General features: G+C 49.8%; 11 protein-coding genes. 1 reads left to right on the top strand and 10 read right to left on the bottom strand.

Annotation, left to right across the window (positions count from 1 at the left end; translation table 11 throughout):
- Positions 1 to 38: 38 nt before the first annotated feature.
- A complete protein-coding gene (locus HMPREF2907_RS09020; RefSeq protein ID WP_070682329.1) occupies positions 39 to 404 on the bottom strand; it encodes a rhodanese-like domain-containing protein in 366 nt (121 codons plus the stop codon).
- Positions 405 to 530: 126 nt separating this feature from the next.
- On the bottom strand, positions 531 to 866 hold the full coding sequence (locus HMPREF2907_RS09015) for a carboxymuconolactone decarboxylase family protein (protein WP_003756322.1): 336 nt from the start codon (positions 864 to 866) through the stop codon (positions 531 to 533).
- Between the two features lie 157 nt (positions 867 to 1023).
- On the opposite strand from HMPREF2907_RS09015, the gene HMPREF2907_RS09010 reads away from it, so the two are divergent.
- Positions 1024 to 1974: a helix-turn-helix transcriptional regulator gene (locus tag HMPREF2907_RS09010; protein WP_070682326.1), complete on the top strand. Its 951-nt coding sequence runs from the start codon at positions 1024 to 1026 to the stop codon at positions 1972 to 1974.
- Positions 1975 to 2285: 311 nt separating this feature from the next.
- Here the strand turns inward: HMPREF2907_RS09010 and HMPREF2907_RS09005 are convergent, their stop codons facing one another.
- The 8 genes from HMPREF2907_RS09005 to trpB all read right to left on the bottom strand — a co-directional run bounded on the left by HMPREF2907_RS09005 (position 2286) and on the right by trpB (position 11227).
- Positions 2286 to 3692 carry a dihydrolipoyl dehydrogenase gene (locus HMPREF2907_RS09005; protein WP_070682323.1) on the bottom strand — a complete coding sequence of 469 codons (1407 nt, stop codon included), beginning with the start codon at positions 3690 to 3692 and terminating at the stop codon, positions 2286 to 2288.
- A gap of 252 nt (positions 3693 to 3944) precedes the next feature.
- On the bottom strand, positions 3945 to 4682 hold the full coding sequence (locus tag HMPREF2907_RS09000; RefSeq protein WP_003740760.1) for a redoxin family protein: 738 nt from the start codon (positions 4680 to 4682) through the stop codon (positions 3945 to 3947).
- A gap of 188 nt (positions 4683 to 4870) precedes the next feature.
- Positions 4871 to 5641 carry a 1-acylglycerol-3-phosphate O-acyltransferase gene (locus HMPREF2907_RS08995; RefSeq protein WP_070682321.1) on the bottom strand — a complete coding sequence of 257 codons (771 nt, stop codon included), beginning with the start codon at positions 5639 to 5641 and terminating at the stop codon, positions 4871 to 4873.
- A gap of 98 nt (positions 5642 to 5739) precedes the next feature.
- Positions 5740 to 6567, bottom strand: a complete 828-nt coding sequence (gene mutM, locus HMPREF2907_RS08990; protein ID WP_070682318.1) for a bifunctional DNA-formamidopyrimidine glycosylase/DNA-(apurinic or apyrimidinic site) lyase — start codon at positions 6565 to 6567, stop codon at positions 5740 to 5742.
- 247 nt (positions 6568 to 6814) lie between these two features.
- Positions 6815 to 7483: a class I SAM-dependent methyltransferase gene (locus tag HMPREF2907_RS08985; RefSeq protein WP_070682315.1), complete on the bottom strand. Its 669-nt coding sequence runs from the start codon at positions 7481 to 7483 to the stop codon at positions 6815 to 6817.
- Between the two features lie 152 nt (positions 7484 to 7635).
- Entirely contained in the window at positions 7636 to 8172 is a 537-nt protein-coding gene (locus HMPREF2907_RS08980) for a hypothetical protein (RefSeq protein ID WP_070682312.1), read from the bottom strand.
- 49 nt (positions 8173 to 8221) lie between these two features.
- Positions 8222 to 9835, bottom strand: a complete 1614-nt coding sequence (locus HMPREF2907_RS08975) for a hypothetical protein (RefSeq protein ID WP_070682309.1) — start codon at positions 9833 to 9835, stop codon at positions 8222 to 8224.
- Positions 9836 to 10024: 189 nt separating this feature from the next.
- On the bottom strand, positions 10025 to 11227 hold the full coding sequence (trpB, locus tag HMPREF2907_RS08970) for a tryptophan synthase subunit beta (RefSeq protein ID WP_070682305.1): 1203 nt from the start codon (positions 11225 to 11227) through the stop codon (positions 10025 to 10027).
- Positions 11228 to 11254: the final 27 nt, after the last annotated feature.

Here is an 11254-nt window from a genome sequence, read left to right as displayed (position 1 = left end):
AAGGTCGTCTGAAACGTTTCAGACGACCTTGTTGCTGGTTATTTCAAACCTTTTTTCACCAAGTCTTCGTAACCGCCGTGGTTGGTTACGTTGGTATAGCCTGCTTTTTTCAACTCGGTAAGCGCGGCTTCGGCACGGCGGCCGCTGCGGCAGTAGAGGTTGACGGGCGCGTTTTTGTCGGGGCTGACGCTTTTGATGCGTTCGACGATTTGGTCGTGCGGGATGTTGACCGCGCCTTGCAGGTGGCCGGATTTGAATTCTTCTTCGGAACGTACGTCAATCCATACGCCTTTTGCTTTGGCAGGTTGCACGCCGGCGGCTTTGGAGGCGGGCGCGGCATAGGATACGGCGGCAGGCAGGACGAGTGCGGCGGCAGTCAGCGCGGCAGTCAGCAATTTTTTCATGGTCGTTTCTCCAAACGGTTGAACAAAAATATCAATCTAAACGGTTCGGCGGCAAAAAGCAATGTTCCGTCAACAGAAGGGTCGTCTGAAACGGGAGTTGTTTTCAGACGACCCTTTGAGACAAAATCAACGTTGTGCGTCAACCGCTTCCAAAGCGCGCAGGGCATAAGTGTAGGCTGCACCTGCGTTCAAGGAAATGGCGGTCGCCAGCGCGCCGGCGATTTCGCTTTCAGTCGCGCCCGCTTTGGCGGCTGCGGCGGCGTGTACGCTGATGCAGCTTTCGCAACGGGTAGTGATGGCGACGGCGAGGGCAATCAGCTCGCGGGTTTTCGCATCCAATGCTTCGGCTGCGGCGGCTTGTTCCAGCGCGCCGTAGGCTTGCAGCATTTTCGGGTGGTTTTTACCCAGCTCGCCGAATGATTTTTTAACGTGTGCGGTGTGTTCGGGCCAATTTTGAAACATTTTGATTTCCTTTCCAATGTGTTTGAAATGAAGGATGTTGCTCTTTCATGGCAGATTTCAATTTAATCCGCCATCTTTACATCCGATGAATGGCATTATTGCAATAATTTGACTATTATAATCGTCAAATCATCTCATTCACTTGCAAAAAACACTTATGGACACTTTGGACAAACTCATCGAACTGGCGCAAATTACCGGCAGCGTGGACATACAATGCCTGTTCCGCGACAAATGGTACGCCCCGCACGAACGCAGGCGCGCGCACGGTATCGCGCACCTTGTCGTCGCCGGGGAAAGCTACATCAAAATCGAAGGCGAACCCGAAGCACGTCTCTTACAAACCGGCGACCTTATCTTTTTCCCGCGCAGCGCGGAACACATCATCAGCAGCGAAGCAGACTGCAACAACTGCGGCGATACCATTCATATCGGCAACGACGGCGCGTTTACCATCGAATCTTCAGGCAGCGGCGGCGAAAAAAGCCTCGATTTGTTCTGTGCCCGCTTCGAATACGACGAACACGCCGACATCATGCACGACCTGCCCGAAACCGTCCTCATCAAGATGGACCATCCCTCGCTGCAATGCCTGATCTCCATGTTGCAATACGAAAGCACACACACGCTTTCCGGCTCGCGCGCCATCGTCAATGCCCTCTCCTCCGTCCTCCTCGTCCTCATCGTCCGCGCCCATCTCGAACAAGGCGGAGAAGCACCTTTGGGCGGCATACTCAACGGCCTGCGCGACAAACGCCTGCGCCAACTCATCCAAACCGTCGTCAGCCGCCCCGAAGACGAATGGAACATCGAAAAAATGACCGAGCTTGCCAACCTCTCCCGCGCACAACTCATGCGCCTGTTCAAACAACAAACCGGCATCAGCCCCCACGCCTTCGTCAACCTCATCCGCCTGCGCCAAGCCGCCGTATTGCTGCGGCAAACCGCTGATTCCGTCTTGTCTGTCGCGCTGAACGTCGGCTTCCAATCCGAAACACACTTTGGCAAAGCGTTTAAAAAACAATACGGGATTTCGCCGGGGCAGTATCGGAAAAACGAAAACGAAACGGCAGATGAAGATACCAGCCAGCCGCTTGAAGGCATTTGAACCCGAAAGGTCGTCTGAAAACGGCTAAGTCAAAAGCGTCATAACCCTTTGATTTATCGTTCAGCCATTGTGATACTGCGAAAAATCCGTAGGTCAAATTCTTGAATCCGACATCTCCATCTGCAACAACGCGTAAAGAAAACAGAAACATCAAATATTCATCGGATATAAATATCCGAACTACACATTACACAGCAATGTCTCCGCAACTGATTTTATTCCGCAACGTAAAGACAAAAAAGGTCATCTGAAAACCTTAAATCAAGTTCTCAGACGACCTTTCATTCCGGCAGACCGATTAGGTCAACCCATCAAGCCTGTTTCAACTTCGCATCGGCATCCCGCAACGCGGTGCGCAGACCTTCCTCGATAACGGGATGGTAGAACGGCATGTCCAGCATTTGCGGAACGGTCATCTTCATTTGATGCGCCCATGCCAACAGGTGCGCCAAATGTTCGGCGGCCGGCCCTAAGATTTCCGCGCCGATGAAGCGGCCGGTGGCTTTTTCGGCATACAGGCGCATATGGCCTTTGTTTACCAGCATCACGCGGCTGCGGCCTTGGTTTTTAAACGATACTTCGCCAATGACAAATTCGTCGGGCTGGTATTGCGCGGCAACCTGCGCGTATTTCAAACCGACAAAGCCGATTTGCGGATTGGTGAACACTACGCCGATGGTGCTACGGCGCAAACCGCCGACGATATTCGGGTAGCGGCCCGCATTATCGCCGGCAATCTTGCCTTGGTCGGCAGCTTCGTGCAGCAGAGGCAGTTGGTTGGACGCGTCGCCTGCGATGAAGATATGAGGAATGCTGGTCTGCATGGTCAGCGGATCGGCAACGGGTACGCCGCGCGCGTCTTTTTCGATATTGATGTTTTCCAAACCGATATTGTCAACGTTCGGACGGCGGCCTACGGCTGCCAGCATATATTCGGCAACAAATACGCCTTTTTCGCCGTCCTGTTCCCAATGGACTTCTACATTACCGTTCTCATCGAGTTTGACCTCGGTTTTAGCATCCAAATGCAATTTCAATTCTTCGCCGAACACAGCTTTTGCCTCGTCTGAAACGACGGGGTCGGAAATGCCGCCGATGACGCCGCCCAAGCCGAAAATTTCGACTTTCACCCCCAAACGGTGCAATGCCTGACCCAGTTCCAAACCGATAACGCCCGGCCCGAACACGGCAACGCTCTTAGGCAGCGTATCCCATGAGAAAACGTCGTCGTTGATAATCAAACGGTCGCCCAAAGGCTGCCACTGCGGCAGGATAACGGGACGCGAACCGGTAGCAATCACGAAACTTTTTGCAGTGATTTGGGTATGGTCGTCGATTTGGACGGTATGTTCGTCGATAAATTTAGCCGAACCCATAATGCGTTTGTCGGAAGGCCATTCTTCCACATCGGCAACGACAAAGCCGACAAAACGGTCGCGCTCGGATTTGACGCGCTGCATCACTTCTTCGCCGTTGACGACGATGCTGTCTTTGTCCAAATGCACGCCGAACGGATCGGTATGCAATGCGTGATGTCGCACCTCTGCAGCAGCAATCAAGAGTTTGGAAGGCATACAGCCCACGCGCGCGCAGGTCGTACCGAACACGTTGTTTTCAATCAGGTAAACATTATCCGTATGTAAACGGGCATTGCGAAACGCGCCCATGCCGGCAGTACCGCCGCCGATTACGACGACATCTGCTTGAATTTTTTTCATAATCTTTGTCCTTTTTTGTTGAGCGTCCGAAGCGGTATCAGCGTGAAGCGTATCAGGTTTTCAGACGATCTATTTAATAAACTATCAAAAATAAAAAATCGATAACTATTTCTAAAATCTCGATTTAAAACAATAATCTCAAATTCTACTTGTAAATATAGAGCTATTCAGAACGACCGTGTAGCGTATCGTCTGAATAACTCTATTTTTCTGTTCAGACGGCTTTTTCAAACCGTCTCAAGCATCAAGCAATTAGTTTTTAGCCAAGTAAGCTTCCAAATCTTCGCTACCACCGATGTATTTGCCGCCGATGAAGACTTGAGGAGCAGTCATCTTGCCGGTGATGGCGCGAACGGAAGTAACAGTCGCATCTTTGCCCAATACGATTTCTTCGTAAGACAGACCTTTGTCTTGCAAAGCTTTTTTAGCTTTAGCGCAGAATTGGCAGCCGGGTTTGGTGAAGATGGCAACAGACTCTTGAGCTTTCCAGTCAGGAGCGATGAATTTCAACATAGTGTCAGCGTCAGACACTTTGAAAGGATCACCCGGCTCTTCAGGCTCGATGAACATTTTTTCAACCACGCCGTCGTTAACCAGCATGGAGTAACGCCAAGAGCGTTTGCCGAAGCCCAAGTCTTCTTTGCCGACCAGCATGCCCATGCCTTCGGTAAATTCGCCGTTGCCATCAGGAATCATGTAGATGTTGTCAGCTTCTTCTTCGGCAGCCCAAGCGTTCATCACGAAAGTATCGTTTACAGATACGCAGTAGATTGCGTCAACGCCGTTTTCTTTGAACGCGCCGAACAATTCGTTGTAACGCGGCAGGTGGGAAGAAGAACAAGTCGGAGTAAATGCGCCGGGCAGAGAGAATACGACTACTTTTTTGCCTTTGAACAAATCATCGGTGGAAACATCTTTCCAAGTGTCGCCCACGCGGGTACGGAATACGACGGAAGGTACTTTTTGACCGGTACGATCTTGCAAAGCCATTTTGGATCTCCTTGAAATTTTAGGTTTAGGGAATGATACGAGTGAATGTGTGCATTCTAGCGCAGGGAGTTTGATTTGTATAATTTATAGTTCAAATAATATTAATTACCTGAAGCTATGAAACCCAACCTGCGAATGTTTCATTTAAATAGAGGTCGTCTGAAAGAAAACAAGCCCCTAGCTTAAAATTATTTTTCGGAATCGTGTGCATCGGACAATACGACTCCGCGGATACTGCTTTCTACTTTGTCTTTCAACATAAAGCGGTCTTCGTCTTTGCCGGGGCGAATCGGGGCGGCAAAATCGATACGGATGCGCAGTTTTTTCATGGAAACGATGCGCCAAAGTGAGCGCACCAAATCGACTTGTGCATAAGACGGCACAGTCGTCCTTTTACCGGCATCATCATAATAGCGCAGCGTAACCGCCTGAACAGGCGCGTCGGCATCAATGGCGGATTGGAAGAGTGCGGCTTTGAACGGCAAAATATCCAAGCCCAAAGAAGTCCGCGCTTCGGGGAAAAAGCTGACATTCTGCCCGGCTTTCAACGCGGCGCAAATGGCTTGGTTAATCGGCTCGACATCGCGTCGGGAATTTCGGTTGATAAACACCGTGCCTGCGTTTTGCCCCATTTTGCCCAAGACCGGCCAGTCTTTGATTTCCTGCTTGGCGATAAAGCTGCTCGGATACACCGCACTCATGGCGAAAATATCCAGCCAAGACACATGGTTTGCCGCTACCAAAACACCCTTCACATTATCTGCGGGCGGCGTGCCGATTTCCAATTCGATATCCAAGGCTTCCAGCGCGCCTTTGCCCAGAGTGATGACCGCATGATCGCGTTCGGCAGGGTTGCCGGTATCGATACGGCGCAAATGCCTTCCGGTTCGGAACAGCCATCCCGTCAGGCGGAACAACCTGCCTAAACGGGTAAAAAACGGTGCTTTTCGTGAGTGCATAACTGTTTTTCTTTTCGTCTTATGTGTATCAAATCATATCAATAAAATTTTCAGACGACCCAGATGACAAAGAGGTCGTCTGAAAACAGGTTCAAACATTATTTCTGGCAGTTCGGACAATAAAACGTCCCGCGCTGCCCCAAAACTTCCTTCTGCACCAAACCGCCACAACGGACGCAGGGTTCGTTGTGCCTGCCGTACACCGTATATTCCTGCTGGAAATAGCCGCTTTTGCCGTCACTGTTGACGAAGTCGCGCAACGTGCTGCCGCCGGTTTCAATCGCGCGCTGCAATACCGATTTAATCGTTTCCACCAAGACGGCGCATTCTTTTTTCTTAACCTTGTCCGCAGGGCGGTGTGGCGAGATGCCCGATTTAAACAGGCTTTCGTTCGCATAAATATTACCCACGCCGACCACGACGGTATTGTCCATCAGAGCCAGCTTGACCGCGCGTTTTTGCGTTTTAAATTTTTGGTACAGATAATCGGCGGAGAAGTCGTCTGAAAGCGGCTCGGGACCCAGTTTTTCAAGAAGCGGATGATGTTCCGCAATGCCTTCATACCACAAAATCGCGCCGAACTTGCGCGGGTCGTGATAGCGCAATACCGTTCCGTCCGCAAACACAATGTCCGCATGGTCGTGTTTGTCGGGATGGTCAATCCGCGCATCGCCGTCCGTAAAAATCCGCAAGCTGCCCGACATGCCCAAATGAATCAACAAAATACCCGTTGCAAAACCGATAACCAAATATTTCGCCCGCCGACGACAGCTCAACACCTCCTGCCCCGCCAAAAGCTCCGCCAACTGCGGATTGACCTGCCAGCGCAGCTTGGTTTGGCGCAACACGACATCCGCCACCTTTTTACCTTGAATATGCGGGCTGATACCGCGCAACGTCGTTTCTACCTCAGGCAATTCCGGCATTTTTCTTTATCCTCAAGCTAATACAATCAACATCGCCTTTTTCAGACGACCTGCGATTCTACCGATGCCAACGCAGCCTGACAATTTGCAACCAATCGGCTTTGCAGGAAGCAAGCAGCAAATCCAAGGCAAAATGACAAATATAGAAGAGGCTATTTTTATGGAGTCAAACCTGCCGTTTTCAAATGTTCGGCCTCAAAAGGTCGTCTGAAAACCAGTCATGCGGGTTTTACCAACGCTACATTTCTCAATCCGAAATCCGCGCCGCCCCCAAAGCCACCGTCTGCGTTCCCAATATTTTTTCAAACTCCGGCAACGGCGTAACCCCCGCCATACGCTTGATCAAAACCAAGCCGTACACCGCCGCGCACTGCGGCCACCACCTGTCCCCCGCTTTCTCCATAAAACGCCAAAACCGCAGCCCCTTTTGCGAATTCACAGCAGGCAGGTACACCATAAACTTTCCGAATTCCACCTCAAAATCTAAATCCGCCAACTGCTGCTTCAAAGCCGGCAAAGTCAGGCAATGCTCCTTTTTAGGCAAGCGCGTTCCATCAAACCACCTGCTGAAAAACCACAAAGATTTCGGATTAAACCCCGTCAAAACCAACCGCCCTTCAGGTTTCAACACCCTGGACGCCTCATGCAGCACTTGCGTCAGCGCGGCAGTCTCATGACTGTGCGGCATCAGCAGCACATCAATAGAATGACTCTCCCAAGCCATAGCGTCCGCCGTCATCAATACATCACGGGGTACGGCAACCACGTTTTCAGACGACCTTAACCATTGACCGCCTTGTTGGACAACGGTCTGAACATGGCAAGGCGCAAACCGCTCCAAGTAATGCGTAAAAAACTGCCTTTCCCGCTCCGCCGTATAGCTGCCGATAATAGTCCGTTCAAACCATTCTTCCATCGCCCTGCCCTTTACAAAATGCTGCAACCCGCATTATAACGGCATGCTGCGGCAGACCAAACCGCCCTGCCCTGTTTTACGCCTTGGAAAGACAGAAAAAGGTCGTCTGAAAAGGATTTCAGACGACCTTTGTCATTTATAGCTTGATCATCCTACCTATATTCCTGCTTTCTTATCAGAAAAAATAGTGTAAAAGAACAAGCTATACGGAATCCGAAATAAATCATCATATTTTTCATAATCATCAACATCATGAAAAGCCAGGAATTATTATGAAAGGATTCTGTCAATCCAAAACTCCTTCTTGGAGGATTGATGGAAAATTGTTGCGGATACATACTACTCCAAATACAAAGCAATGTTAAAACAATCAACACAAACATTCCTGCAAAAGGATGTTGGATAGGCGTAGAAACATCTTTTCTTCGATAAATCCCCATCCAAATTCCCGAACATATAGAGAGGATTACCGAAAAACTGTTTGTTACCTTTGCAGCCAACGGATAAGCCGACGGTTTATAATAACCGTTTCCGAATAAATATTCGTCCAAAAACTCATTTAGACGAATCAGGATTTCATCGTCTGCATGGGAAGGGGTAAGGATAAATATCAGGACGCTTAGCAGAGACACTCCAACCATTACATATGATTCAAATACTTGTCTGAATTTCATTTCATTGGAAATCATATTTAGATTAGGCTTTCATTCATATAGATTGTGTAAGACGTATCAGGTTTTAAATTAATGAAACAGACGGAATATCAGACAGCAACTCTTGTTTTTCCATCATTACGGAATAGTCTGATTGAAGATCCTCTATCTCCCCAGATTTATCTGTATTATCTCCTTCCTGTTGAATTGGAACATTCAATTCCGACTGTTGCACCATGATTTCATTCACTGACGGTAGAACATTATCGGAGGTTTGAGCATCATCGTCCGCACCTTCCCTCTGTTGGACTTCAACATCATTTTGTGCTTCCAAGTTCTCTTCCGGAGTATGTTCCCTTTGCGTTTGGACAGGCTGCGTCAGTGCTTTAAGGTCGGTCATTTCGACTTTTTCGCTATCTACAATCAGCTTGCCTTCGGTATGGACTTCACCGATGATGTTCAAGGATTTGCTCTTGATTTCCAGATTGCCGAATTTTTGGTTGCCTATCAGAGTAATATCCTCGCTAGTCATTGAGGTATCATCACCATATTTAGAAAAATCGATGTCGCCGACAAAAGCAACTTCTGTTTCTCCTTTGGATGGACCGTTATAAAAGCTGAACGGATTTTGTCCTTTAGAAATTTCCGATTCAATATAATCAGCAGCTTTGCCGATAAGATATGTAATAACTCCTCCCGCTACTACTGATAATATTACGACTCCTGTTGTTGGCAAGAAACCTGCTGCCAATGCGCCTACCAATCGGACTCCTCCGCCAACGGCTAAAGTTCCGCCGATCATATTAGTCGCCATCTTAGCAATCTGCCCTGTTACCGCATCCCAATCGGAATCTTTACCGCTTTCGTAGGCAACATTAGCGCGGCGACCGAGTTCGTAGCCGTCAACCACAGTGCCGACCCCGCCTGCGACTTTACTCAGCATACCTGCCATATAAGCTTTACCGTGGAAGTCGCCGTATTGCTGTTTCAGTACATCACCCTGTTTGCGGATTTCCTGAATTTCCCTGTTTACGTCATCGGTACTTTTCAGGTAGTCGATTTTGGCGTCGCTGAAGCGTTCGGGGACGGTATTGTCCTCAAACATAATCATGCCATTTGACAGAGTTTTGGCAAGCTCATATTTACCTTGATAAAGCTTCTCTGTACGAAATGCCTGCTTGGTCATTTCCCTGTCTGCAATCTCAGCTGCGGATTTGACTTGTGCAGCGGTATCGCCTACCGCACTTTGGGCAGCGGCTTCAGCATCTTTAGGTTTGACTGCTTGCTCGGATGGGTTCTCTGATTTGGCTTCAATAGGAGATTTTGCTGCTGCATTTTGAGATGTAGGAATATTTTCCGACTTTTGCTCACCGGCTTGAGAAGTTTTTGCCACCGTTTGAAGTTCATTTCCTACCGAAGGTTTTGGAGAAGTGGATTCAGCTAAAATTGGAATTGCCGTATCGTTGGTACTATCTATATCCCCATCGGGAACAGATTCAGCTCCTATGTAATAACTTTCCATTTTACCAATATCGACATAAACTCTTGACCCGGTAACAACAATCGGATAATGATCTTGGACTAATGTATCTCCCTCATACCAATGGATACCATTAGGAATTAAGGGAACCAAATCCTGTTTTTCTTCCTCATCTTCTTTACATTCGTCTTCGCAATCATACAGACCCCACTTAGTCATATGCTTCTTTCCATTTCTTAAATCAGTTAATAAGAACTACTACGATTTACATTAAAGTAAAAAGTTCCAAAAAGACGTAAGCCTGTTTTCCTTACAAATGAATTTTCCTTACAAACGAAAAGGTCGTCTGAAAACCTATTTACTCAGTTTTCAGACGACCTCCTGTCTTTATCCGCTCAACGGCGATGCTTACAACTCAATCCCTTTCAGCTTCGCCACGGTGTTGATGTCTTTATCGCCGCGGCCGGACAGGTTGACCAGAATCACTTGGTCTTTGCCCATTTTCGGCGCGTTGGCGACTGCCCATGCGAGGGCGTGGCTGGATTCGAGCGCGGGGATGATGCCTTCAAAGCGGCACAACAAATCGAAGGCTTCGAGTGCTTCGTCGTCTTTGGCGACGGTGTATTCGACGCGTTTGATGTCGTTCAGGTGGCTGTGTTCCGGGCCGATGCCGGGGTAGTCGAGGCCTGCGGAAACGGAGTGCGTCCCCAAGACTTGACCGTTTTCGTCCTGCATCAGGTAGCTGCGGAAGCCGTGCAATACGCCGATGGGGGCTTTGCTGGTAATCGGCGCGGCGTGGTCGGGAGTATCCACGCCCAAACCGCCGGCTTCCACGCCGATGAGGCGCACGTTTTCTTCGCCGATATACGGGTGGAACAGGCCGATGGCGTTCGAGCCGCCGCCGACGCAGGCAACGGCGACGTCGGGCTGTCTGCCGATGGCTTCCTGCATCTGCGCTTTGGCTTCGTTGCCGATGACGCATTGGAAATCGCGCACCATTTCGGGATACGGCGCGGGGCCGGCGGCGGTGCCGATGATGTAGAACGTGTCGTCCACGCGGGCGACCCATTCGCGCATGGCTTCGTTCATTGCGTCTTTCAGCGTGCGGCTGCCGCTGTCGACGCTGACCACGTTTGCGCCCAACAATTTCATGCGGAACACGTTGGGCATTTGGCGCTGGATGTCGTCCGCGCCCATGTACACGTCGCAAGTCATGCCGAAGCGGGCGGCGACAGTGGCGGAAGCTACGCCGTGCTGACCCGCGCCGGTTTCGGCGATGACGCGTTTTTTGCCCATGCGGCGGGCGAGCAATGCCTGACCGATGGTATTGTTTACCTTGTGCGCGCCTGTGTGGTTCAAGTCTTCGCGTTTCAACCAGATTTGCGCACCGTCCAAATGCTCGGACAATCGCGCGGCATGGTAAACGGGGCTGGGGCGGCCGACGTAGTGTTTCAAATCGCGGTGGAACTCTTCCCAAAACGACGGGTCGTTTTTCGCTGCTTTATAGGCATCCGCCAGCTCTTGTAAGGCGGGAATTAGGGTTTCGGAGACATAAAGTCCGCCGTGTTCGCCGAAAAAGCCCTTCTCGTCGGGCGCTTGGTAGTTTTTCATCGGATTTCTTCCTTGTCTGTTTTTTCA

It is taken from the genome of Neisseria sp. HMSC055H02, from assembly GCF_001813335.1.
Taxonomy (GTDB): Bacteria; Pseudomonadota; Gammaproteobacteria; order Burkholderiales; family Neisseriaceae; genus Neisseria; species Neisseria sicca_C.
The sequence above is the reverse complement of the archived record's forward strand: the minus strand, read 5'-3'. Positions and strand labels throughout refer to the sequence as shown.